Raw genomic sequence first — 23,842 nt, 5'->3', positions numbered from 1 at the left:
GAAAAGGGCTAGCCAGAAAAGAAAATCGAGGTCAGTTCATACATGACCCGCTCGTATCCGACGGCGGACATCAGTAAGAATAAGACAGTAAAGAATAGAAGATGAGATTACAGATGTACTTGGCAGTGACATTGAGATGCTCGCGCTAGCTTCCCCTTATGCGCGAGCTTGGCTTGTGCCACCATTGCTAAAAATGCAGGGCGTCGTTTAGCAATAAGCGAATCGCTACTCGACCTAAACTCATCCCAGTCGAGGGTAGCAAAAACCGGTGCATCCCGATCAGACTGGCGATGAGCCCGTGGCCTGGGATGGCAGGGGAGACCTTGCAGTCTCAAGGCACGAAGTGAGTGATTAGTAACGATCATGTACACCTTATCGATTTGGTGCAGAAAACAAAAAGTGTACAATAGCTGTAAGATCAAGCTAGTTGCTGTCTGATCATCTGAAAAAACGAAGCGGCGGAATGCGGGAGCTACTACTAAGCGTGACACCTCGCAGACACCGGGCCGTCGTATTGAGCAATCTGTCGGCGCGATGTCAGAAAAAACACTATCGATCATCCAAGGCGCCCAATAAGGATGAACACGTAAATACGCTGCTAGCTTACCCTGAGCCAGAACTCCAAGATGCCAAACGCTACTATCGAAAGTATCGACTTCTCTCAATTGCCCTTTGTGGCCTACCCACCCAAGCTCACTGCAGAAGACTTTGGCTCTAAGCTCGAATGCTTGGGTTAAACGACAGTTGCATAATGGATATTCAAGACGGTACTCCTGATGATCAAGCGTGATTGTCTTCACATCATCAGGATTTGCGAAAGGTAGTTTCGCTTTTTTAGCACCCATTGGCATACCAGCACCGTTATCGTCATCTTTTAAATTAGCATTACCTTTATCGAAATCATTGTCTACTAACCGAATGGATAGGGTAGAGCTAGCTGGAGTTAATTATAGTTTTGGCTTATAGGAGAAGGTAGATTAGCTATCTATAAATCACCTTAAACAGTGGGGTACGCCGCGCCAAATTGGGTATGTATTATTTGTAATACCTACAGAGACGCTGTAATTAGGCGAACTCTCGAATAGAAGAGGGAGTGAAGATATGTCCGATGTCTTAGATGAAGCGACTCTTTTCGACCTTGTTGACCACATGAAAAGCTGCTTGTCGCAGCCAGAACAAGGTGTCTCAGACACGCTGGACTGGCTTCGTGACCTCAGTTGTTGCGATGGCATCATTCTGTGCCAAGCTAAACATCCATCCGCTTCCTCAATCAGGCATCTTGTTAGCCATGACTATCCTCCGAGATGGATACAAACTTACTTGGCACAAGATTTTGGTAAGGTCGACCCAGTGATACGTTATGCATCTTTAGCCTCAGATATTTACTCCTGGGAAGACGCTTATACACACTTTGGAAGTTACTGCCCGACTACGTTCTTTGAAAAAGCCGCTGATCATGGCTTGCATGCAGGGTTCGCGTGTAGTTATGCGCAAGAGGGCTCCGGCATAATCACAATCTGTTCTATTTGCGTCGATAGCAAGGCATTATGCCCAGCAGCCCAATGGGCTCTTAGTAATGTCATGCCAGCGTTGCATACAGCAACTAGTTTTTTAAAACAGCATAAGCCTGTACAGCCGTTGACTGTACGTGAATCGGAAGTGCTAAAGTGGGTAAGTGAAGGTAAAACGGTATGGGAAACTGGTATTATCCTTAGCCTGTCTGAGGGGACGGTGAAGTTTCATCTGAGCAATATCTACCGGAAATTAGATGTAACCAATCGGGCGCAGGCTATAGCTGCTGCTGCACACCAGGGGCTGATTTGAATTAAGATGCGGATTCGTAGACCTCATCTCAAAAATACTCCCTGTCTTTTGGGGCTCGGTTGATCTTGATCCCGGGCTCACTAACCCTCCAGCGCTTCAACATCGAACGGCTCAATAGCCTTGAACACTCCCGTCTTGGTCATTTTTCTCCGTAGTTCGAAGCGCTCAAGGGTAGCCGGTGGCTCAATGTTGGCTAGGGCCTTGAAATTGATTTCTCGCCACTGAGACTTGGTAACTAGGACGCTGTAGAGATATTTTTCTGTGGGCTGACCAGTTCCGGTGTCGAGGGTCGGCACGTAGGCCGATATAAGCGCTACCTGAACGGTTGGAAGACGGTGGTATATCTCACCGAGTACTCGCATCGCCACGCCATGGGCGTAGTCGCGATACAGCATGCGCCGCCTAGTGGCGGCAATTTTTTTGACAGAAACTTTCGGTTGCTTAGCGGCTAGGGTGTACTCCACATCTGGAAAGGCATTCTCCTCAGGTAGCTCGATGTCGATAGCGATGGTGCTGGCATCATCTCCGAGATCAAAACTCACGCTCGTCTCTCTGGGCCACGGGATTTCCCCCAGGTGTTCCTCAAGAATATTGGCCATGGCATCGAGGTTCGTCAGCACTAACTCGGTTTCCTGCTCACGTCGTTGCCGCTCCTGCTCGTTAAAGGCCCGCGCTGCCTCCTCCCATTCGCTAAAGGCGCGAGTATATTGTTCAGCCCGCCGCTCATTTTGCTCTTCTAGCCGACGTCTCGCAGGGGGCCAGATACGGCTCCAGAGCGTTGGCGGAAGAAGAGTCCTGCGCTGGGGCTCGGGTTCAGGAAACGCTCGACTCTGAAATGCTGGCTTGTCTCGTGGGGACAGCGTATCGCAATGCACTGTTGCCAACGCAGAGAGGTCGGCGTTCAGCCGATCACATGCTTGTTGGAGCATATCGCGCATGCCTTCTCCAGCGTACTTACGAAGTACACGCAGCTCTGTCTCGTCATATGGCTGGCCGCCATCGTCAGTGATCACGAACTCCCCGTCTTCTTGCACACGAACACGAACCACCGCAGAGCCCCCTGCCTTGAGCTGCTGCTCAAGAGCTTTGCCGGGAGAGGGCGCTCCTGCCTGGGTGCTTCGACCTCCGCGCTTGTTGAGCTTCTCACGGTAGGCTAGGCCGGTACCCGGCAGCCCCACATTGCCATATACACCGCGACTACTAACGTTTAATTTGGCGCCACGAGGGCCAATAGAGGCCCCGATTCCGCTTTTGCTGAGGTTCAGGCTAATGCCTGGGGCAATACGGATACGCCGATTAAATCGAAGTGCCATTCTCCGCTCCCTGTCTTGTTAATCGTTATTATCGCCTTCAGTCTGGTTCCTGCATGGCATCGCTGAAGCTTGTCGCCAGGATGCCGGTGCTACGTCCCCTTGCCCCACGATAGTGAGTGTGGCCACCATCAAGCCAACCATGCTTGGATGCCTAGGCAGCGTCGACAGTCTATAGGTCGTATTTCGCGGTAACCGTTGATAGCTAGAGTGGGACAAATCAGCTTAAGGTGCTAGGCTTGATCTAATTTTAGTATAACGACAATACTCATACGTAAGGGTTGGCTTATGCCAACGGTTTTCATCCAGTCCCACATTATCTTATATCCTCATGCCCCACGCGTGAGGGTGCAGTGCGGGCACCTTGCTTGCCAATATCACCTGAGCTATCGAGCTTCGCGAACGCGGCTATCCTCCGCGGCAATATATTACTCGGGATGACCTACGGATGGATCTGCTGGTGGTCTCCGACAGCGCAACCCACTACTCTTTCAAGGGCGATGCTACGTACTTTTCGTTTGGCCAACATACTCAGGAGGCAATGAGTTACGAGCAGATAGTAGAGGAAATGTTGGTGATAGAAGTGACTAAGCGGTCATACCGTCAAATACTGTCGGCACGTTCTTCCGTGTTATGCAGTGGGCACGATGATTGGTGTGATATTGCCGAATGAAAATTAATACTTAGGAGTATCCGTGAAGCATATATACGCTGTGCGGAGCATGACGCATAAGTGCTTCACTGTTAGGGCGAGTAAGCGCTGTCGACAGGTGCACAGTTAACTGAAGGATGTAGGGGCAATAATAGCGAGAATGATATGCCTGATTTGAACTACCAAAAACAAGCGCAGGAATTCTATGGAAAGGCACCTGTCATCATTCTGGGCAGCGGGGCCTCAGCTGCGCACGGCATGTCAGGGATGTGGGCACTTGCTAATCATCTTATCGCACACACCGACGTGTCCGGTCTGTCAGCTCATGAGCTGGAGGTCTGGGAAAAGTTCTGTCAGGTTTTGGGCGACGGCGTAGACCTGGAATCCGCCCTACACCAAGTAGCACCTTCTGAGGAGCTGACGTCCAGAATCATTAAAGCCACCTGGATGCTAATTAACTCTGAAGACATAGAAATTTTTCGGAAGAGTCTTCAGGATAATACGATGTTTTCATTGAGCCGTCTTCTTGATCATATGTTCAGAAGCAGCCTCAAGAAGATAAATATTATCACTACAAATTATGATCGTCTGGCAGAGTATGCCTGCGATCAGAGTCGCACTCATCATTACACCGGATTTACGCACGGCTTCTTCCGCCAACTCGCGGGCCCTACAGAAATCACCTCTGCGCGCAGAGTTAATATCTGGAAGGTTCATGGATCTTTGGATTGGTTCCAGACCCCCCTGGAAGATACTGTCGCCCTCTCAAATATCCAAGAGATACCGGACAACTACCAACCTCAGATCGTGACCCCTGGCACCCAGAAATATCAAAAAACGCATCTGGAACCGTTCCGCTCCATTATCAATCACGCTGATATAGCTATCAGTGAAGCTGGTTCTTATCTCTGTATTGGCTACGGCTTTAATGACGAGCATATTCAGCCGAAGTTGATGATGAAGTGCCTTAGGCAGAAGACACCTGTAACTATTATTACTTATTCGCTTTCTGAATCAGTCAAAAAACTTATTATTGATGGTAATGCGCAGAACTACTTGGCAATAGAGCGGGGTGATACAGACGATCAATCCATCGTTTATTCTTCTCTTGATAAGGCTCCAGTCACAGTAGAAATGAATATCTGGAGCCTTGAAGGTTACCTATCACTAATCATATAGGAAGAAGATATGCCGATTTTTAAGTTTGAGGACGAAGAAGCGCTTGGGAAGGTTGCCTCTGTAGACACTACAAATGTAATAGTAGAGGTGGAGAACATCGACCAGCTCAAAAGGTTACAGGTTAACCATCTCGCTGTACTGCAAAGCAGCAGGCCCGGACAGCACCTTATCGGTCTTATTACGCAGGTGACCCGCAAACGTGGTATCGAAGACATTATCAATGACGGTATCAATGACCACGCACCAGAGTTAAATCTGTGCCGTATAGCCCTGATTGGCACTATGCTAGATCGTGACGGCGAAAAGGAAAACGTATTCCGTCGTACCCTCGAAAGCGTTCCTGAAATAGACGCGAATTGCTTCTCGCTCGAAGGTGAAAACCTCACAGGTTTCATGCGTACCCTTTCCAGCGTATCTGCCGATGGGAATGCCCTGACTCTCGGTAAATACACGTTGGACGAACATGCTGTTGCCTACCTAAACGGCAACAAATTTTTCCAACGCCACGCCTTTATTGGTGGCAGTACCGGTTCTGGTAAATCCTGGACGACTGCCAAAATCATCGAGCAGATGTCGGGGCTCTCTACCGCTAACGCTATCGTCTTTGACCTTCATGGCGAATACGCTCCTTTGGTGGGCAAAGGCATTCAGCATTTCAAGGTTGCTGGCCCTGCTGATGTTGAAGCCAAACGTACCATTGATGATGATGTGATCTACCTTCCGTACTGGCTGCTTTCTTATGAAGCACTCGTGTCCATGTTCGTCGACCGTAGCGACCAGAATGCCCCCAACCAGGCCATGATTATGGCGCGCGAAATCAACCAAGCGAAGCAAACTTACTTGGAGGAAAACGGTCAGCAAGACGTGTTAAAGCATTTCACCGTAGATAGCCCAGTCCCATTTGATCTCGATGTTCTTATGGGACGGTTGAATTACATCAATGTTGAGATGGTTCCTGGAGCGGGTGGCAGAGAGAAACAAGGTGATTTCTTCGGGAAACTCGCCCGCATGATTTCCCGTCTTGAGAACAAAATCTCCGATAGGCGCCTTGGCTTTATGTTCAACGGCGGTGGCGGCCTACTAGATTTCACTTGGCTTGATAAATTCACTACTGCAGTACTCGGGAGTACAGATGAGAATGGCAAGGCCGGGATTAAGATCATTAACTTCTCGGAAGTGCCGTCGGACGTTCTCCCACTGATTGTATCTCTGGTTGCAAGGGTCACGTTCTCTGTCCAACAATGGACGCCATCGCATCTACGTCATCCTATCGCGTTGCTGTGTGATGAGGCGCACCTTTACATGCCACAACGCAACATGGCCGACTCTGCCGACGACATCTCGCTTGATATTTTCGAGCGCATCGCTAAGGAAGGCCGTAAATACGGCGTAAGCTTGGTGGTGATAAGCCAACGCCCGTCCGAAGTAAATAAGACGATGCTTAGCCAATGTAGTAACTTCGTATCCATGAGGTTGACCAATGCCGAGGATCAAGGGGTTATCAAGCGTTTACTTCCTGATAGCCTTGGCGGATTCAGCGATATTTTGCCAACTCTTGATACAGGCGAAGCTCTTGTTGTTGGCGATGCTAGTCTATTGCCTAGTCGGATCAGAATTGATGAGCCACAAAATAAGCCAAATAGTGGTACGGTTGATTTTTGGGATGAATGGCAAAAACCAGTCAAAGACAAGCGTTTATCAATTGCTGTTGATAACTGGCGCAAGCAGAACATTCAATAAAATGACATTAACCAAGCCATTAAATTTTAACAAACGCATGTTGCTGGACTGGTTTGACTCTGCGCTTCAAATCAGTCAAAAAAGTGGGCGTTAATATGGCTTGGGTTTTTCTACATTATTGTTTTTTCTCGAAGGAATAAAAGTGAAGTTATATAGAGGATTAGGGTCTATTCCTAAATACGGTATGGAATATAATAAATATAGGAAAAAAGAAAGGAGGCCTGTGTCTACACCGATAAATATTCATCGGTATGCTGATCAGTGGTTTAAAGAGAGTTTTAATGTGTCTGCGCGTTCACGCTGTATTTTTGTTACCCCTGATAGAGTGGAGGCTGGAAAATACACGACAGGCTTTGATTGTTCAGCAATAGTGCAGATAAAACCGGTTTGTGATTATAATTTAGTTTTTAGTGAAAAAGTTATTGATATGAATCACCACCTATTTAGTGACGACATGAGCAAAAGTGATGTTTTTGCATGGTTGGAAAGTCAAAATTATCAGCTCGTGCGCTCTATTTCAGACTTGCCAAAAGATTTGGTTTCAGAGATAATGATTGATTGCAATGGGTTTTGGGTAATAAAGGATGAGGAGTTTTATTTTTAAATGTTGCGTTTTAAAATTTTTTAATTTGATCGCTTTTATTTTAAATTTTTTAAATTATTCCAATAAAAAACGCTGCACGCAGCGCTGCAATTGATCTTCTTTGTGTTTTAGCTGCGCTCAAATGTTACGCAAACATGATCTACGCTCGGCTCCTGCGAGCGCGGCGTTATATAATAATGCGCCAAAGGGCCACCCCGAGCCCAAAACTGCCCATCTGCATCGGTCTTGTCAGTTCGGATTACAACCTTCCCACCCCACTAACCCTCATAATCTCCCTAGTCACGCATCATTCCATATCCCGCGTTTGGCTTCGATCAGCGTGAGCCAATCGCGAGTGCGGGTGATGCCGGTGTAGACCAGATCGCAGGTGAGAATCGGGTTGGGCGTTTGCGATAATAGTAAGTCGGTGTGCTGAAACTCTGGCCCTGGGATTTGTGTGCGGCTTAATATTGCAAAAAGTAACATTACGTAAGATTGATTGGTTGAATAGATGCCTAAAAGTAACTGAAGTGTAATTTTTAAGTAATATTTTCCTCTTAAGTTTTTTTGTAAAAATATTAGTGTAATATTGTAATTTAATTGATCTAATATGCTAGAGGCGAATATGGAAAGCTGTAAAAAAATATATAATTTGTCATGGGTAGCATACTTTAGGCCTGTATTGACTACGATGTTAGCAGTAGTGATTAGCTTTTATATTGCTGAAATGATAGAGCGCCAGTGGTTAGTTGGAGTGATTGTAGTCATAGCTTTTATTTGTTTGGCTTATCAAGTTTTATATATACGAAGTGTTGAACTTTATATCGATGATGAAGGTGTATGGTTGTATCAAGGAGTTTTGCCTTGGCAAAAAGGATTTTATGGCGTTAAATGGCGTGATATTGATGGTGCTCTTTATAATAAAGGTTTAATAAGTTGGGCTTGCCGATCATATGCTATACATGTGGTTCATCGTTACACTAAAAATAGCGAAATTTATTTGCGTCATGTTCTGCATGGCAATCTTTTTGTAGAAACCGTAAATGATGAGCTCAATAAAAGGTACAGCGAAACACCTACTCAAAGAAAGTCAGAAAATGAAAATATTGTTATTGACTGATAATTCAGCTACTTAAGTGTTAAAGCAACCTAGAGTTATTAAAGAGGAAACCGATGTTGATTAAAAACAATCTCCTCTAACCCCACTATCCCTCCCTGGCCACCGCATCATTCAATATCCCGCGCTTGGCTTCGATCAGCGTGAGCCAATCGCGGGCGCGGGTGATGCCGGTGTAGATCAGCTCGCGGGTGAGAATTGGGTTGGGTTTTTTGCGGTAGTAGCAGGGCGGTGTGCTGAAACTCTGAGCCTTGTGATTTGTGTACCGTCATCGCAAGCACGGTTTCCACTGCGTGCAGGCGGGAAAGCAGAACCCAGCGGCTGGGCTTTTCGGTGCCGCTGGAGGGGCACTTCAGTCATGGATAATGACAGAGTGGTGGCCGTGGGGTGCCTGGGGTTGTGGTGCTCATGTCCTCGTACCAGCCTGCGCCCATCGCGATAATCATGATCTCCATACCCCGCCATGCATTAGATGGTGTCTCTTCCTCTAAAGTGCCAGCGACGTTTTCGTTGTATACCATGATGAGGTTAGCATCTGAGTCGCAAGTCAGTGACTGGCCAAGAGTGCGGATCAAATAGTCGAAATTATCGCGCAAAAAATTATTGCTCTCGCGGATCTCAGGCATCATCGGCACGTTGACACAATCTCCTGTGAGTATCTGATAGCCGGGTGGGGTGCGCAGCGGTGAGTCGGAGTAAAAAGTGGCGTTGCCCTGGGCAATGGCGCTACTGAGCATCCGCGCATATTCGAGGCTAATAGTATAATCATCCCAACCGCGTGATTGCCTTAAGTTGTTATGTAGTTTTGGGCTGGATAAGAAACAGCCCAAGTCCTCCTTATCGCTATAAGCCTCGCTATAGTAAGTAATCGTCGAGGAGGTGGCCGCCACGACCTCAGGATCGCTAAGCGCCAGTGCACCTGAAGGACTTGGAAGACGTATCGTGCACTTGTCGGGCGGAAGAAGGACCCATTCTCCGGTCACCACGGTGTGTTCATCGAGCTTTACTTCGTTGACCAAGGCATCAATATCGCTGTCCTGAAAACCCTCAGCTAGTGCTGCATGGCGTGTTGTAGGGCCAATGGCGCAACCTTCGCCGGCGAAAAAATCATCAATGGTGGCCGATGTCGTCTGAGCGCTGGTTGGTGCCGTTATGAACAGCAGGCCCATGCTTAAAAACGCATGTCCTAAGCATCTAACGGATGTGATCAAAGTCATGGGCAATCTCTTTTCAGTATGCATCGTTTAATAGCCGCAAGGAGTTTGTCCTACTGTGTGGTGGACCGCCCAACTGGCTGCAGTGCCGTAAATACTCACATCACCCCCAATCACCCCCAATCAAACGAGTTTGGATAGATAGGACGCTCGGTGCTCGGCGCGCAGGCTTGGCAGCTAAGTATTAACCCCCATCCCACTAACCCTCATAACCTCCCTAGTCACCGCATCATTCAATATCCCGCGTTTGGCTTCGATTAGCGTGAGCCAGTCGCGGGCGCGGGTGATGCCGGTGTAGACCAGCTCGCGGGTGAGAATCGGGTTGGGTGATTGCGGTAGCAGCAGGGCGGTGTGCTGAAACTCCGAGCCTTGGGATTTGTGTACTGTCATCGCGAACACGGTTTCTACCGCGTGTAGGCGGGAAGGCAGCACCCAGTGAATGGGGTTTTCTGGGTCGCTGGTTGGAAATGCGACTCTTAAGAGCGATCTTCCTGGCTTGTTTGAAGGGCTTCGTGGATCAGGCACCGCCATTGTGATGCCGATATCGCCGTTCATCAGTTTTAGGCCGTAGTCGTTTTGGGTGACCAGCACCGGGCGGCCTTCAAACCAGCCTTTTTCTAGCGTGTGGTCGTTGCCGAACAGCAGCTTTTCGCGGCGCAATGTTTTGGCGATGCGCAGGTTTAAGCCTTCTACTCCCCAGGGGCCTTTGCGTAGCGCGCACAGCAGCTGAAAGCGGCTGTAGGCCTTAAGTACCTCTCTTGCCCAAGCATCGTAAGCTTCCCCGTTCTCTTCAAACGCTAGCGCTGTATCAGGCCGTTCACTCGCCAGGGTATTCAGGTAGTGCTGGTAGCCGGTGGGCGGTGCAATTGGCTCGCCCTTGAAATTGGTACGGCCTTCGCCTGCGTTGGGAAAACGTTGCGGGCTGCCGGTGATCACCAGGCGTTCTAGGGCGCTCTCTTCGTTTTGCGCGTCAGGCTTCAACACCAGATGGTGCAGGTCGGCGTAGCCGTTATTCAGTACGCCATGCACTGCTTGGTGTTTATCCCGTTCCTGCATTGCCTCACTTAACGGCTGGTTAATCGCCTGGGCGAGCTGGCCGATGCCGCTTGATTCAGTAAAGCGGTGGCTTACCCGCAGCATGGTAATGGCTTGGTCCAGCGGCTGGCCGTTGGGGTCAATTAATGCCTCCGGCAGCGGGTAGTCGGTGAGCTCAAAAAGCCACTGCGCCGTGGCGGGTGTGTAGTGGGCGGCGTCGGCGCGGCGGCACAGGTCGCCCAGCACGGCGCCTGCTTCCACGGATGCCAGCTGGTCTTTATCCCCCAGCAGCACTAGCTTGGCGCTGGCGGGCAGGGCGCTGAGTAGCGCCGTCATCATTTCGATATCCACCATCGAGGCTTCATCCACCACCAGCACATCCAGCGCCAGCGGGTTGGCGGCGTTGTGGCGGAAGTGGCGGGTGTCGGCTCTTGCGCCTAAAAGCCTGTGAAGTGTGGTGACTTCGGTTGGGATGGCGGCCTGTAGTTGGTCAGTGCTTGAATCGTCGCGAGCTGAAGCTCCCTCCCACAAGGCGGCAAGTTTCTCTGTGGGTAGCAGTTCCACCTGCCCAGCGATGGATTCGTTTAGCCGTGCGGCGGCTTTGCCGGTGGGGGCGGCTAGGCGAATGCGCAGAGGGTGGGCGTTGGGCTGGGCCAGTTGTAGGGTTTGCAGCAGGGCTAGCAGGCGCACCACTGTGGTGGTTTTGCCGGTGCCGGGGCCGCCGGTGATGATCGCGAAGGGGCTGCGGGCGGCTAGGGCGCAGGCGGTTTTTTGCCAGTCTATGCTGTTGCTGGCGGGGAATAGGGTATCTAGGGCATCTTTGAGTATTTGGGGGTGACTATCGTCACCCTTCGCCCGCTGAAGCGGCCTCCCACAAACATCATCATGCTCTGTGGAATCCTCATAACTTAAGCCCTGGAGTGGCTTCCCACCAGTTTTATCAAGTTCTGTGGTAGCTAATCGGGCGGCGATTTCCTGGTGTAGGGTTTGCTCGAACTGCCAGTAGCGGCGTAGGTAGAGACGTGTAGTGTTCTGGCCATCGCTGCGTACCAGGGGCGTATTACCGGGGCCGTCGTTGATAAGCGTGGGGTGGTCGAGCGCGGCCTGCCATTTGGGCAGCGTTAGCGTGGCCAGCACATGGCTGGGCAGCGGCGGTGGGTCGTTCAGGTCGTCGCCTTCCGGCGGCAGCGAAAGCGCAAAATCTGGCGCTTCCAGCGTCGCGGCTATATCCAGGCACACATGGCCACGGCCAAGCTGGTGGCTGGCCAGCGCCGCGCCGAGCAGTAGCAGCGGCGGGGCGTTTTGTGTTTCACGGTCAAGAAAACGCACCAGGGCCAAATCCAGATCCCGCAGCCAGCCACGGGAAACCCAGCGCTCACACAGTAGGAATAGCGCGGTGGTGTCGCTTAGCGCGGGGTGCGGCTGGGCGGCACTGGCGGCTGATTCTGTCGGTGGCGTTACCGATGAGGTTGAATCAGGTGCAGCGGGCGGCGCGTCATCGGCGAACAGGTCAAGGTTCATAGATTGTGTGTCTCTATTGCTCATACCACCGCCTCTAGGCCTGTTTCTGATACTGCATCTGCTGCCGTGCCTGTAAAGAGTGCATCCAGCGCTTCGATCAGCGCGACCGGCGCAGGCACGGCGTGTACGCCGCGGGCGGTGGTGCGGCTGCCGCGCAGAAACACCGTCATCGAGCCGCCCAAATGCTGGTGCGGGTCGTAGTCGGGCATGCGCGCTTTGAGTAGCCGGTGGAGTGCGAGCAGGTAAAGCGCGGCTTGCAGGTCGTAGCGCTTTTCGAGCATGGCGTTGCGCATGGCTTCCGCGGTGTAGGCGCTGTCGTCGCTGCCCAGGTAGTTGGATTTCCAGTCGAGCACATAGAAGCGGCCTTCATGCTCAAAGGCTAGGTCGATAAAGCCTTTGAGCATGCCGTTAAGCGTGTCGGCATCCAGCGCGGGGCGTGATACCCCAGGCAGTAAGTGGTCACTTACCAGTTCATCCAGTTTGCGCGTTCCAACCTGATGGGCGGCAAACCAGAACTCCAGCTCCACCTGATAGCTTTCGAGTTCACATAGCGCCACCTGGCTGCCTTCGCTGGGCTGTGACTGTTGTTGTAAGAGTGGCAGTGGAAGCGGCGTGGCGAGCAGTTCTTCAAACCAGCCCGCCAGGGTGTCGTGCCATGCCTGCCAGCCGCGCAGCTGCACGCGCCGCCGCAGCATATCTTCCCGGGCGGTGGGGTCTTCTAGGGCACTGTTAAAGCCTAACTGACCTGCCCACTCTAAAAGCCCGTGCAGAAAGGTGCCGGGGCCGGGGCCGCGTGGAAAGCGGTGCAGGTGAAACGCTTCGGTGTTGATGGCGTTGTCGTGGGGTTCATCCAGCACTTCCAGGGTGGTGGCTTCCTGGGGCGTGGTGGGCTCCGGCGTGGGCGTTGGCTGCGCCGCCCCTGGCATCGTTTCAGAGACAGCCCCTGAGGTGCGCAGCGCCGAGTAGCTGGCGATCCACCACTGTTCCCGAGCGGGGCGCAGCGGGGTGCGGGCGTGGCCCAGTGCCTGCTGTTCCGGCGCCGGGGTGAAGCGCAGCGCGGTGGGTTCTGGGGCGGCACTTAAATCGATATCGCTGCCTTTCACCAGATCGCCTAGCGCTTGGGTAAAGGCGCTGGGGGCAATGGCTTTGCCGTCGTTGATCAGGTGGCCGATGGCGCTGTTCTCGCTGCCTTTCAGCGGCGCCAGCCCCAGCCAAGTGGCGTGACGGGCACGGGTGAGCGCGACGTAAAGCTTACGCAGGTCTTCGCCGAGGCGTTCGCGGTCGGCTGTAGCCAGTGTGGCTTCATCGGCGCTTAGGCTGAGTTGCAGTGTGCCGTCGCTATCGTGCCAGCGCAGCGGCAGGTCGGTGTCGCTGACCGGGCGGTGGTTGGCGATAAACGGCAGGAACACCAGCGGGTACTCCAGCCCCTTGGATTTGTGAATGGTCACTACCTTGACCAGATCGGCGTCGCTCTCCAGGCGCAGCTTGTGACTGTCGCCGTGGCTATCCGGGTCGGCAATGGCTTCCGCTAGAAAGCGAATCAGCGCGTGTTCGCCGTCCAGTTCCTGGCTGGCGTGCTGGAGCATTTCACCCAGGTGGAGCAGGTCGGTTAGCAAACGCTCACCCTCGGCGAACTCGCCCAGCAGCCGCGCGGCGATATCAAAATCAACCATCAAACGGCGCACCAATGGCAGTAAGCCTTGGCGCTGCCACAGGCGGTGGTAGTCGCTGAATTGTTCGACCCGTTGCTCCCAGGCCAGCTCGCTCTGGTTGAGGTGGTCGAGTGCTTCAAGGCTCAGCCCCAGCACCGGCGTTGCCAGGGCGGCGCGCAGCTTGGCTTCCGCCTGGCGCGAGTTGGCTTGGGGCTCGGCGCAGGCGCGCAGCCAAATGGCTAGCTGCGGGGCAATGGGGGAGCTGAATACCTTGTCGTGATCGGAAAGGTAGACGCTCTTGATGCCTCGGCTGGCCAGCGCCAGTCGAATCGCCCGTGCTTCCTGCAGGCCGTTGACCAGCACCGCCATGTCCGAGGGGGCCAGCGGAGTGAGTCCGTTATCGTCGCTGTCATTAGCCACTTTCGCAAAGCCCGCCTGCCGTTGTCGGCCAGCTTCCAGAAGCGCGGCCATGTGCGAGGCGCAGCGCTCGGCCATCTCGGTTTGGTAGGCGGTTTTGGAGAGAGGTTCTTCGCTTTCAAGCGGCCATAGCGTCATCGCGGGTAGCGGTTTGCCGTTGAGTACCAGGGTGTCAGTGGTGCCTTTGGCGTTGACGGGGTTAAACGGCAGTGGGTTGTCGCCACCTTCTGCGCGGAATAGAAAGGCCCCGGCATCGTGCTGGTCGGCGTAGCTGAAGCAGTGGTTGACCGCTGCCACCATGGCTTGGCTGGAACGGAAGTTGGTGCCCAGCGTGACGTGGCGGCCCTCAGTGTGCTGGCGGGCCTGCAAGTAGGTGAAGATATCCGCACCGCGGAAGGCGTAGATCGCCTGCTTGGGGTCGCCAATCAGCAGGATGGCGCTGTCGCGCTGGGGCGTTGCGACGTCATACACAGCGTTGAAGATGCGGTACTGGATCGGGTCGGTATCCTGGAACTCGTCGATCAGTGCCACGGGGAACTGGCGCTGGATCTGCGCGGCCAGGGCCTCTTTGTTGGGGCCTTTCAGGGCGCGATCCAGATGGGTGAGCAGGTCGTTGGGGCCCATCTCGGCGCGGCGTTCCTGTTCGCGCTCCAGCCGGGTGCGGCACCACTGCACGGCGTGAATCAACAGGTCGTTGCGTGGCTCGGGTAGGGCATCCAGCGCTTTCGGTAGTTGTGCCAGCGCTTCCCAGGCTTGCGGGCAGGGCGGTGCGCCCTCTTTCCAGATATCGGCCATGCCGTCGGGGGTCATGCGTTTCCAGGCGGCGTCGGTGAGCGCCGGGCGGTCGGCATCGCTTTCGCACCACTCGCGCAGTGCGCCTAGCCAGTTGGCGCGGCTTTTGGCGTTGAAGCTTTGGCCCTTGAAGGCTTTGCGCGTGGCGGCCTCTTCCAGGGCGGGCACCAGTTCGTCAAGCCAGGCGGCCCAGGGGGCTTTGAGCTCGTTGAGCTGGGCGCTGCGTTCGGCCTGGGTGGCGGCCAGGGTCTTGCTGGGTTCGGGCTTTGCGCCGCCTAGCGCTTCGCTTTCGGGCAGTAGCCTTTGCAGCGGGGCGTGCAGGTCGTCCGGTGATTTCCAGTAGCGGGTGACAATGCCGAGGGCGTCGCTGTCCAGCGGGTAGTAGAAGCTGCGCCAGTAGTCGCGCACCACTTCCTGCTCCAGTTCGCGCTGGTCGTTTTCGAGGTTGAGGGAGAACAGGCTGCCGCTGTCGAAGGCGTGTTCGCGCAGCATGCGGTAGCACCAGCTGTGGATGGTGGAAACCGCGGCTTCGTCCATCCATTCGGCGGCCAGCGCCAGGCGCCGGGAGCAGGCGGGCCAAGTGGCGGGGTCATATTGGTCGCGGAGTTGGAGGAGTAGTGGATCTGCCCCTCCTTCTACGTCCTCAGCTCGAAACACTTCTGCTGCTTCTACCAACCGGTTGCGGATGCGTTCGCGTAGCTCTTGGGTGGCGGCGTTGGTGAAGGTGACGACCAGGATTTCCGGCGGCGTAAGCGGGCGAACAAAGGCCGTGCCGTCGTCCGTACTGTGGCCGCCGAGTACCAAGCGCACGTAGAGCAGCGCGATGGTGAAGGTTTTGCCGGTTCCAGCGCTTGCCTCTATCAGTCGGCTGCCGTGAAGGGGGAGGCTCAATGGATTGAGGGGGGCGGGCTGGCTCATGACGTATCCTTCTAATCAATAGGCAGAGCTTCAGCTAAGGCTTTCGCCTGGAGCGGGCTTGGTTCATCGGACGGATCATAGGTTATAATGTTAACCGGCAGCTTAAGATATTCTTCAAGTATGCCTTTGAGTTCGTCGCAAGAAAGCTCGGAGATCCCTGTCTTGGAGGTCAACAATAGATCAACACTGCCGCCTCGTTGGGTATCATCAAGTCGCGAACCGAAGACAAGAACTTCCACATCAGCATCAATGTACTCTTCCACCCCGGAGAGAATGATCGCGCGATGTGTTTGGGTAATACGCATGAAGTCAGCTCCTTAACTGTATGACAGCCCCGCCACCTGATAATCTTATTGCCGAGCCACTTTAGGTGCATTTTAGTTTACGCTACCGGCGGCTTCGGTTCACTCTAACGATGGGATCTCATGCTGACATCGCTGCTGGATAATGACTTTTACAAGATCACGATGCAGAACGCCGTGATCAAACGCTTTCCTTATGCCCATGCGCGCTACGCTTTTATTAATCGTGGCGAGCATGCTTTTCCTGAAGGCTTCGGTGCAGAGCTACGCCGCGAGGTCGATAAGATGGCATCGCTGCGCTTGAGCGATGAGGAGAAGCATTACCTCGAATTGACCTGCCCCTATTTAGACCCAACTTATCTCGACTTTCTGGCGGGGTTTCATTACAACCCCAGTGAGGTGATTGTAGAGCAGCAGGGCAGTGACCTTTCGGTGATTATCGAAGGGCCTTGGTACCGCACTATTCTGTGGGAAGTGCCGCTGATGGCGTTGATCAGCGAGCTGTGGTATCGGCTGCGTGGCGTAACGATCACCCCTGACGCCGATGCGAAGATTGAGCAGCGTGCCCAGGAGAAGATTGAACTCTACCGCCGCTTGGGGCTGAAAATTGCGGAATTTGGTACCCGTCGGCGCTTCTCTTCTGACGTTCACGACCGGGTGGTCGGTGCGCTTAGCCACCACGGCGGCGAGGCGTTCAGCGGTACTAGTAATGTACTGATGGCCATGCGCCATGACGTTAAGCCGATTGGCACCCACGCCCACGAGTGGTTTATGTTCCATGGTGCCCGCTTCGGTTTCAAAATGGCCAATAGCCTGGCCCTGGAGCATTGGGTGGATGTGTATCGTGGTGATCTGGGTATCGCCTTAACGGATACCTTTACCTCTAAGGCGTTTTACGACAGCTTCGATAAAAAGTTCGCCAAGCTGTTCGATGGCGTACGCCACGATAGCGGCGACCCTATCGAGTTTGCCTCCCAGACCATCGAGCATTATGAGCGCTTGGGCATTAACCCGCTGAGCAAGACGATTATCTTCTCCGATGCGTTAACACCGGAGAAGGTCGAGCGAATCCACGCTTTTTGCCAGGATCGCATCGGCATGGCGTTTGGTATCGGCACCAACTTCACTAACGATGTGGGCGCTGAACCGATGAATATGGTGATCAAGATGGTCGAGGCGCGACCTGAAGGGCAGGGCTGGCTGCCGGTGATCAAGCTTTCCGACGTGGCGGAAAAGAACACCGGCGACCCGGAAATGATCGCCCTGGCGAAGCGGGTATTGTCGCTGAATGGGCAGAGTATTTAACCTAAGACGGGTTGCTTTGTTTAGTCACCCTTGACCGCACGGTGCAGCGGTGCGTAGAGCGCTTCTGTCAGCGAGGCAAAACGGTGCCCCAGGGCCTGTTCGTTAAACAGTCGCTCAAAGCTTGGCCATTGGTGGGAAAGGTAGGCGCTTTGGGTGACTTCGCCGGTCTGAAAGCGGCCTCCCTCGTAGGCGGTTTCGGCGGCGGCGTAGGCGTCGCTATCGGCCTCACTGTCAGGCGTGCCAAGTTTTGCCAGCCAAGCGAAAGCGGTCTGTGGGGCCAGCGGTAGTGGCGCTTGCATGCCATCACACCAGATACGGAGCAGGTTTTGTAGCTGGTAGCGGGCATTCTCGGCTTCTAATGGTTCCAGCCGCACATGGCCCACTTTGGAAAGTAGCTGGGTCGTCATCGGGCGCTCGCTATTGCCCGCTAGATGCGCGACCCAGGGGCGCAGCAGATGCTGCCAGCGGTACTGACCACGGCCGCGCCCTTGGCTGACCAGGCTACTGCTGAGCAGTAGTAGGCGGCAACGATTGCCTGCCTCATCCTGGCGCAGTTCCCCCAACCAATCTTCCAGCGTGACGCTTCCTTCCACATAAACTACTTGAGGCGCGGCCACTATGTGGGGCCACTCTTGCAGCGCTTCTTCGTAGGCGCCGAATAGCGCCTCCATCGGCTCTGCCAGCGCTTCGCGCATGCGCTCGCCAAAGGCGCCCACGGCCAGTACGCCCTGACCCTTGAAGCGTTCCAGTGCGGCATGCAGTGCTTCCATGCGCGGCTGGCCGTTATCCACGGCGTGGCGTTGGGCGGCGATTAATTGATCCTGCAACTGCCAGTTCTGAAGGCCGTCCAGCGTGAAGGGTTCTACATCTAGCTGGGTGAGCTCCTCCTGCTCGAAATAGACCCCCAAGCGGGTATTGAAAAACGCTTTGGCCGGTTCACGCAGAAAGCCGCCTAGCTGGGCCAGGGTTAACGTGCCTTGTTGTTCGCTGTCTGGTTTAAGCGTCGCTGGTCTCCCGCCTGATTGGCTTTCGCTTCGCGGTGCGTGCAGGGCGTGCCACTCGTGGGCATACGTAAATAGCCGTGCCTGGGCGGGGGAGTCGTCGGCCTGTTGGGTAAAGTAGCGGCGGCTAAAGGGCTGCAGCGGGTGCTCGGTGGTCAGAGTTTCCAGCAAAGGTGCGCCGTTTTGCGTGTGCCAGCCTGCTTCCAGGTGGTCGCGCAGTTGGCCGACCAGCACCGAGGGCGGCATGGGGTTGTTGTCGATCTGGCTGCGCCCCACCCAGCTAATGTAGAGCTGCTGGCGGGCGGAGAGCAGCGCTTCCAGAAACAGGTAGCGGTCGTCTTCGCGGCGGGAGCGGTCGCCGGGACGGTAGTCACTGCCCATCAGGTCGAAATCCAGCGGCGGCTGGGAACGCGGATACTCGCCGTCGTTCATGCCCAGCAGGCACACGTGCTTGAAGGGAATCGCCCGCATTGGCATGAGGGTGGCGAAGTTGACCGCACCCGCGAGAAACCGCTGGGAGAGGCTGTGCTCGTCAATTTGCCCCAGCCAGTGTTCACGCACCATGGAGAGCGGCATTGGGTCAAAAAGTTCGGCCTCTTCGGTACTGTCCAATAGCTGCTGAAGCGCGGTCTCCAGCTTGGTGAGCATCACGCTCTCTTGGGCGTCGTCGGTCAGGAAGTAGGTTTCCAGTAGCTCGCGTAGTCGGGCCACCCAGGTGGCGGCATCGGTGGGCTGGCAGAACGTTTCCCAGGTGTTTTCCAGCTTTTCCAACAGGTTCGCCAGTGGGCCTGCTAGTGAGGCTTCCAGTCCTCCAATATCATCAAACGGCTCGATGCCTTGCCAGGCATCAGCACTGCCTACCGTATACCCCAGCAGCAGGCGGCGCAGGCCAAAGGCCCAGGTGTTCTGGGTCAGGCCTTCGGGAAGATCCAATCTGGTGCGCTGCTCAGCATTGAGCCCCCAGCGGATGCCAGCACCCTCGATCCAGCGGCTGAGGGTGGGCAGGTCATGTTCGTCGATGCCAAAGCGTGTGCGCAGCGCGGGGACTTCCAGCAGGTCTAACAGGTCGCTCACCGAGAGGCGCAGCTCTGGCAGGCGCAGCAATTTTTCCAGCGCAATCATCAGCGGCAGGCGGTGGCGGCTGGCCTGATCCGAAAGGGTATAGGGGATGTAGCGCGGGTCGTCGGGGCGGACGTTAAACGCATAACTGCTGAAAGCGGAACGATACTGGCCGAACACGGCTTCAATGTGCGGCGCGTAGCGGTCGATGTCCGGCACCATGACGATGATATCCCGCGGGCGCAGATCGGGGTCGGCGCTGAAGGCGGCGAGCAACTGGTCGTGAAGAATCTCCACTTCCCGCTGGGGGCCATGGGCGACGTGGAAAACGATAGAGTCATCGCTGGCCGGATCTAGCGCGGGCCAGTGGGTTTGTGTCTCTGCTACCGGTCGCAGCTCGCGGATATCGTCTTGGAGCTGGCTGAGTAGGCAACTGTGTTCGCCATCGCTAAAAGGCTCGAACATATCGATGCGCAGCGCCTGCTGCTCGAAGAGCGTTTGGTAGTTACCCGAATCGTCGTGTTCATCGAGCAGACGTAGGTAGTCGCGCCCCTGCTTGCCCCAGGCGGCTAGCAGCGGTTGGGCATGGAGGTGCAGGGAATCGCTGGCGTCACCGGTACCCAGTACATCCAACGCATCAGGCATGCCTGCCTTGCGCCGCTGGCGGTAGCGGCTGGCGCGCAGCAGATCCTTGTGTTCGATAATATCCGCCCAGTAGTACTGGCAGGGGTTGTGCACGCAGAGCACGATTTGGCAGCAGCGCGACAGCGCCGCCAGGGCTTCTAATGTCTGTTGCGGCAGCGATGAGATGCCGAAAATAATTAGCCGCCGGGGTAGGCCGTGTGGGCAGGCCTGGCCTTCAAGCTGAACGGCGGCTTCTAAAAAGCGGCTGTGCACCTGGGCGCGGCTGCTGTTAAGGCCCGCTTCGCCAAGATTATTAGCTACATCGTCGCGCAGTGCGCGCCATAGTTCTGGCTGCCACAGTTGGTGCGATTCCAGCGGGCGGGCTTCGCCACGGGCGGTGATCAATACGTCGTTGCCTTTGGCCCAGGCGTCCAGCCAGTCGGCGCGGTAGACCTGATACTGGTCGAACAGATCTGCCAGTCGTTCGGCCAGTTGGTAGTGCTTGCGCTGGTCGCGATCGACTTCTAAAAAGCGAGCCAGTGGCGCGAAAGCTTCTTGCTCGGCGAGGCTGGGCAGCAGGCGTAGTAAGCGCCATATCAACCGTGACTTATCAAAAGGTGAGGTTTCGGGCACCGCCTGCTCGTCATGAGTCAGTTGGGTTAGCACCGTGCGGTAGGCCTGCCACAGAAAACGCGCAGGCAGCGTGACGTTCAGCGCCGCCGCTATGCCTGCGCCGCCTTGGGCTGGGTCTTCTGCTAGCGCCAGCTTCAGCCACTGCCCGATACCGTTGCTCTGCACCAGTATGGTCTCATTCTCCAGCGGGCCGAGCGGATGTAGCCGCATCCACTCCACCGCCAAACCGCGCAAATCTTCCAGGCGATTGGCATGCACAACCATAAAGCCCGGCGTTAGCGGCGTTTGTGAGAGCAGCGAGTTGGCAGGCATGCACGATGTTCCTTCACGGCAGGGGTATTCAATTCACTATAGTGACATAGGGGGCGGCTCTCTGCCGAATGTTCTTAAACCTTGCCAGTAAGTGCTGTTTTTTTAACCGCTAGGGCTCTTGTCTTAAGCGCTTATCTTAGGTGGGCATATAAAGAGGGGGGAACTAAAACCGGCTACCACATCTTAAGGGGTAGCCGGAATTTTAAGTCATAAGCAGTACTGGTGCCAGACTTAATGTTTCAACCTAAAGCGCTCAATACGACATCATCATGGAGCCAAAGCCAATCGCACCGGATAGCGCGACAAAGACAAAAATAGCGAGGTATATTAAGATCAATACGCCAAAGATAGTGAAGTGTGTTTTGATCTTCTCAAGGGCAAACTTAGTCTCACGTGCATCACCGCTTTGGAAAGCTATGTTAGCGGCTTTGGCCGACTGCATTAACACAATGCCAGCCCAAATGGGGATCCAGGCAACAATGATGCCGACAATGGAAAGAGCGGTCAAAATCCCAGATAGAATCAGCATAACGCCCGTTAGCTGCATCCAAAATTTAGCGCGGTAGATTGGTTCAATGACATCCTTTAACAGTTCTTGCTGTTCCATTTTTAATTCTCTGCTCATGGTTAATTAAAGTGAATGATTATAAGTGCTTCCATTAGATTTGTCTTTAGTGAAATGATTTTTTTGCTTTTGAGTCTATGAGTTTTTTAAAGTTAACTCATCGGGTGAGTAAACGTGGTGGCCTGAGCTTGCACGATCAAGTAAGGATTCTCTAACCACCCTAGCGACGATGGAGGATAGGCTTGTTCTCTGTTTCATTTGGTTAATCGTTTGAAGGATTGAGCCGCTAAGTGTCAATCATCTTGCGGGATGAGGATAATATCGCCAAGCTATGCGGATACCGTGGACAACGCTAAGAGAGATCCCCATGAACGAGCCTGAAAACAATTCCCGCCGCCACTCTGCTCAAGTGGTCGATGGCCCAGGCAAAGCCGCCAGCCGCGCTATGCTGCGCGCCGTGGGCTTTAACGACGCAGATTTCAAAAAGCCTCAGGTGGGCATTGCCTCTACCTGGAGCATGGTGACGCCGTGCAATAGCCATATTAATGAACTGGCCGAGTTTGCGCGTGACGGTGCCGATGCGGGCGGTGGTAAGGGTGTGATTTTCAATACCATCACCATTTCCGATGGTATTGCCAACGGCACCGAGGGCATGAAGTACTCGCTGGTCTCACGTGAAGTCATCGCCGACTCCATCGAAACCGTTGCGGGCTGCGAAGGCTTTGATGGTCTTGTCGCCATTGGCGGCTGTGATAAGAACATGCCGGGCTGTCTGATGGGGCTGGCACGCTTAAACCGCCCCAGCGTGTTCGTTTACGGCGGCACCATTATGCCTGGCAAAGGCCACACTGATATCGTTTCGGTCTTTGAGGCCATGGGAGCCCACTCCCGTGGCGATATCGATCTGATCGAACTTAAAAACATCGAAGAAACGGCGATCCCCGGCCCTGGCTCCTGTGGCGGCATGTACACCGCCAACACCATGGCGTCGGCCATTGAAGCTTTAGGCATGAGCCTGCCGGGTAGCTCGGCGCAAAATGCCATCTCTCAGGAAAAGCGCGACGACTGTAAAGCGGCGGGTGAAGCGGTACTGGCGCTGCTGGCCGACGACATCAAACCTTCCGATATTATGACTCGCGAGGCGTTTGAGAACGCGATTACCGTGGTGATTGCCCTGGGCGGCTCTACCAACGCGGTACTGCACCTTATCGGCATGGCGCGCACCATCGGCGTTGAACTTACCCTTGCTGACTTTACCGAGATTGGTAAACGTGTACCGGTTCTCGCTGATTTGCGTCCCAGCGGTCATTACATGATGAGCGAGCTGGTGGCGATCGGCGGTATTCAGCCGTTGATGAAGATGCTATTAGATGCGGGCCTGCTCAATGGCAACTGTTTGACGGTTACCGGTAAAACGCTGGAGGAGAACCTCGCTGAGATTGAGCCTTACCCGGCAGAGCCGCCCATTATTGCACCGCTGGGTAATCCGATTAAAGCGGAAAGCCATCTGCGCATGCTTTACGGCAATTTGGCGCCGGAAGGGGCGGTTGCAAAGATTACCGGTAAGGAGGGCACTCGCTTCTCAGGTTCAGCGCGGGTATTCGGCTCGGAAGAAGAGGCCCAGGCGCGCATTAACGATGGCACCGTCGTTGCAGGCGATGTGGTGGTGATTCGCTACGAAGGTCCTAAAGGTGGCCCCGGTATGCGCGAAATGCTGACACCTACATCTGCGATTATGGGCCGTGGTTTGGGTAACGACGTGGCGCTGATTACCGATGGGCGTTTCTCTGGCGGCAGTCACGGTTTTGTGGTCGGCCATGTGTCGCCGGAAGCCTTCGACGGCGGCCCGCTGGCGCTGGTGGAGGATGGCGATACCATCACCATCGACGCTGAAGCAGATACCATCGACGTGGATCTCTCTGATGAAGAGTTGATGCGCCGTCGTGCTGCATGGCAGCAGCCTGAACCCCGTTACACTCGCGGTGTGCTGGCCAAGTATGCGCGCCTCGTTAGCTCGGCCAGCACCGGTGCGGTGACTGACCAGGAATAAACGTATTGCTATGATGAACGTATCCTTATAAACACGC

Annotated in this window: 17 protein-coding genes and 1 pseudogene; 8 read left to right on the top strand and 10 right to left on the bottom strand. The window is 54.5% G+C overall.

Annotated features, from left to right (window positions below):
• Positions 1-107: 107 nt before the first annotated feature.
• A complete protein-coding gene (locus tag ACFIOZ_RS14660; protein ID WP_386084094.1) occupies positions 108-845 on the bottom strand; it encodes an acyl-homoserine-lactone synthase in 738 nt (245 codons plus the stop codon).
• Positions 846-1,101: 256 nt separating this feature from the next.
• Between ACFIOZ_RS14660 and ACFIOZ_RS14655 the strand changes: the two genes are divergently transcribed.
• Positions 1,102-1,824 (top strand): helix-turn-helix transcriptional regulator, encoded by a 723-nt coding sequence (locus tag ACFIOZ_RS14655; protein WP_386079084.1) that lies wholly within the window; start codon positions 1,102-1,104, stop codon positions 1,822-1,824.
• A gap of 80 nt (positions 1,825-1,904) precedes the next feature.
• Here the strand turns inward: ACFIOZ_RS14655 and ACFIOZ_RS14650 are convergent, their stop codons facing one another.
• Positions 1,905-3,137 carry a DUF4236 domain-containing protein gene (locus tag ACFIOZ_RS14650; RefSeq protein ID WP_386079082.1) on the bottom strand — a complete coding sequence of 411 codons (1,233 nt, stop codon included), beginning with the start codon at positions 3,135-3,137 and terminating at the stop codon, positions 1,905-1,907.
• A 445-nt stretch (positions 3,138-3,582) separates the two neighbouring features.
• Here ACFIOZ_RS14650 and ACFIOZ_RS14645 point away from each other — a divergent pair, with 445 nt between their 5' ends.
• From ACFIOZ_RS14645 to ACFIOZ_RS14630, 4 genes are all read left to right on the top strand, one after another.
• Positions 3,583-3,807: a hypothetical protein gene (locus tag ACFIOZ_RS14645; protein ID WP_386079080.1), complete on the top strand. Its 225-nt coding sequence runs from the start codon at positions 3,583-3,585 to the stop codon at positions 3,805-3,807.
• A 144-nt stretch (positions 3,808-3,951) separates the two neighbouring features.
• Positions 3,952-4,965, top strand: coding sequence for an SIR2 family protein (locus ACFIOZ_RS14640; RefSeq protein WP_386079077.1), 1,014 nt, complete (start codon positions 3,952-3,954; stop codon positions 4,963-4,965).
• A 9-nt stretch (positions 4,966-4,974) separates the two neighbouring features.
• On the top strand, positions 4,975-6,705 hold the full coding sequence (locus ACFIOZ_RS14635; protein ID WP_386079074.1) for an ATP-binding protein: 1,731 nt from the start codon (positions 4,975-4,977) through the stop codon (positions 6,703-6,705).
• 223 nt (positions 6,706-6,928) lie between these two features.
• On the top strand, positions 6,929-7,309 hold the full coding sequence (locus ACFIOZ_RS14630) for a hypothetical protein (protein ID WP_386079072.1): 381 nt from the start codon (positions 6,929-6,931) through the stop codon (positions 7,307-7,309).
• A 279-nt stretch (positions 7,310-7,588) separates the two neighbouring features.
• Here the strand turns inward: ACFIOZ_RS14630 and ACFIOZ_RS14625 are convergent, their stop codons facing one another.
• On the bottom strand, positions 7,589-7,774 hold the full coding sequence (locus tag ACFIOZ_RS14625) for a hypothetical protein (protein WP_386079069.1): 186 nt from the start codon (positions 7,772-7,774) through the stop codon (positions 7,589-7,591).
• Positions 7,775-7,913: 139 nt separating this feature from the next.
• Between ACFIOZ_RS14625 and ACFIOZ_RS14620 the strand changes: the two genes are divergently transcribed.
• Positions 7,914-8,408: a hypothetical protein gene (locus ACFIOZ_RS14620; protein WP_386079066.1), complete on the top strand. Its 495-nt coding sequence runs from the start codon at positions 7,914-7,916 to the stop codon at positions 8,406-8,408.
• Positions 8,409-8,493: 85 nt separating this feature from the next.
• Here ACFIOZ_RS14620 and ACFIOZ_RS14615 read toward each other — a convergent pair.
• The 5 genes and pseudogenes from ACFIOZ_RS14615 to ACFIOZ_RS14595 form a co-directional block, all read right to left on the bottom strand.
• Positions 8,494-8,737 (bottom strand): annotated as a pseudogene (locus tag ACFIOZ_RS14615) (ATP-binding domain-containing protein); the annotation flags it as partial.
• A gap of 24 nt (positions 8,738-8,761) precedes the next feature.
• Positions 8,762-9,622, bottom strand: coding sequence for a hypothetical protein (locus tag ACFIOZ_RS14610; RefSeq protein WP_386079063.1), 861 nt, complete (start codon positions 9,620-9,622; stop codon positions 8,762-8,764).
• Positions 9,623-9,796: 174 nt separating this feature from the next.
• The gene (gene recD / locus ACFIOZ_RS14605) at positions 9,797-12,175 is read right to left on the bottom strand and encodes an exodeoxyribonuclease V subunit alpha (protein ID WP_386084092.1); all 2,379 of its coding nucleotides are present in this window, start codon (positions 12,173-12,175) and stop codon (positions 9,797-9,799) included.
• Positions 12,176-12,195: 20 nt separating this feature from the next.
• On the bottom strand, positions 12,196-15,954 hold the full coding sequence (recB, locus tag ACFIOZ_RS14600) for an exodeoxyribonuclease V subunit beta (protein ID WP_386079061.1): 3,759 nt from the start codon (positions 15,952-15,954) through the stop codon (positions 12,196-12,198).
• A gap of 11 nt (positions 15,955-15,965) precedes the next feature.
• The gene (locus ACFIOZ_RS14595; RefSeq protein WP_386079058.1) at positions 15,966-16,259 is read right to left on the bottom strand and encodes a nucleotidyltransferase domain-containing protein; all 294 of its coding nucleotides are present in this window, start codon (positions 16,257-16,259) and stop codon (positions 15,966-15,968) included.
• Between the two features lie 120 nt (positions 16,260-16,379).
• On the opposite strand from ACFIOZ_RS14595, the gene pncB reads away from it, so the two are divergent.
• Complete coding sequence (gene pncB, locus ACFIOZ_RS14590; protein WP_386079055.1) at positions 16,380-17,561, top strand: nicotinate phosphoribosyltransferase; 1,182 nt, start codon at positions 16,380-16,382, stop codon at positions 17,559-17,561.
• Between the two features lie 20 nt (positions 17,562-17,581).
• On the opposite strand, the gene recC is transcribed toward pncB, so the two are convergent.
• Both recC and ACFIOZ_RS14580 read right to left on the bottom strand, forming a co-directional pair.
• Positions 17,582-21,190 (bottom strand): exodeoxyribonuclease V subunit gamma, encoded by a 3,609-nt coding sequence (gene recC, locus ACFIOZ_RS14585; RefSeq protein WP_386079052.1) that lies wholly within the window; start codon positions 21,188-21,190, stop codon positions 17,582-17,584.
• A 253-nt stretch (positions 21,191-21,443) separates the two neighbouring features.
• Positions 21,444-21,797, bottom strand: a complete 354-nt coding sequence (locus ACFIOZ_RS14580) for a DUF5362 family protein (RefSeq protein ID WP_386079050.1) — start codon at positions 21,795-21,797, stop codon at positions 21,444-21,446.
• A gap of 325 nt (positions 21,798-22,122) precedes the next feature.
• Between ACFIOZ_RS14580 and ilvD the strand changes: the two genes are divergently transcribed.
• Positions 22,123-23,805, top strand: coding sequence for a dihydroxy-acid dehydratase (gene ilvD / locus ACFIOZ_RS14575; RefSeq protein WP_386079047.1), 1,683 nt, complete (start codon positions 22,123-22,125; stop codon positions 23,803-23,805).
• Positions 23,806-23,842 lie beyond the last annotated feature (37 nt).

The sequence above is a fragment of the Vreelandella sp. F11 genome, from assembly GCF_042466685.1.
In the GTDB taxonomy this organism is placed as follows: Bacteria; Pseudomonadota; Gammaproteobacteria; order Pseudomonadales; family Halomonadaceae; genus Vreelandella.
This window is presented reverse-complemented; position numbering and strand designations above follow the sequence as displayed.

Bases quoted from the DNA above. Each gene is read 5' to 3' on its own strand.
- ACFIOZ_RS14580 (WP_386079050.1), bottom strand. From the start codon at position 21,797: ATGGAACAGCAAGAACTGTTAAAGGATGTCATTGAACCAATCTACCGC.
- ACFIOZ_RS14610 (WP_386079063.1), bottom strand. From the start codon at position 9,622: ATGACTTTGATCACATCCGTTAGATGCTTAGGACATGCGTTTTTAAGC.
- ACFIOZ_RS14635 (WP_386079074.1), top strand. From the start codon at position 4,975: ATGCCGATTTTTAAGTTTGAGGACGAAGAAGCGCTTGGGAAGGTTGCC.
- recC (WP_386079052.1), bottom strand. From the start codon at position 21,190: ATGCCTGCCAACTCGCTGCTCTCACAAACGCCGCTAACGCCGGGCTTT.
- ACFIOZ_RS14645 (WP_386079080.1), top strand. From the start codon at position 3,583: ATGGATCTGCTGGTGGTCTCCGACAGCGCAACCCACTACTCTTTCAAG.
- ACFIOZ_RS14620 (WP_386079066.1), top strand. From the start codon at position 7,914: ATGGAAAGCTGTAAAAAAATATATAATTTGTCATGGGTAGCATACTTT.
- ilvD (WP_386079047.1), top strand. From the start codon at position 22,123: ATGAACGAGCCTGAAAACAATTCCCGCCGCCACTCTGCTCAAGTGGTC.
- recD (WP_386084092.1), bottom strand. From the start codon at position 12,175: ATGAACCTTGACCTGTTCGCCGATGACGCGCCGCCCGCTGCACCTGAT.
- pncB (WP_386079055.1), top strand. From the start codon at position 16,380: ATGCTGACATCGCTGCTGGATAATGACTTTTACAAGATCACGATGCAG.
- ACFIOZ_RS14595 (WP_386079058.1), bottom strand. From the start codon at position 16,259: ATGCGTATTACCCAAACACATCGCGCGATCATTCTCTCCGGGGTGGAA.
- ACFIOZ_RS14655 (WP_386079084.1), top strand. From the start codon at position 1,102: ATGTCCGATGTCTTAGATGAAGCGACTCTTTTCGACCTTGTTGACCAC.
- recB (WP_386079061.1), bottom strand. From the start codon at position 15,954: ATGAGCCAGCCCGCCCCCCTCAATCCATTGAGCCTCCCCCTTCACGGC.
- ACFIOZ_RS14640 (WP_386079077.1), top strand. From the start codon at position 3,952: ATGCCTGATTTGAACTACCAAAAACAAGCGCAGGAATTCTATGGAAAG.
- ACFIOZ_RS14660 (WP_386084094.1), bottom strand. From the start codon at position 845: ATGGGTGCTAAAAAAGCGAAACTACCTTTCGCAAATCCTGATGATGTG.
- ACFIOZ_RS14625 (WP_386079069.1), bottom strand. From the start codon at position 7,774: ATGTTACTTTTTGCAATATTAAGCCGCACACAAATCCCAGGGCCAGAG.
- ACFIOZ_RS14650 (WP_386079082.1), bottom strand. From the start codon at position 3,137: ATGGCACTTCGATTTAATCGGCGTATCCGTATTGCCCCAGGCATTAGC.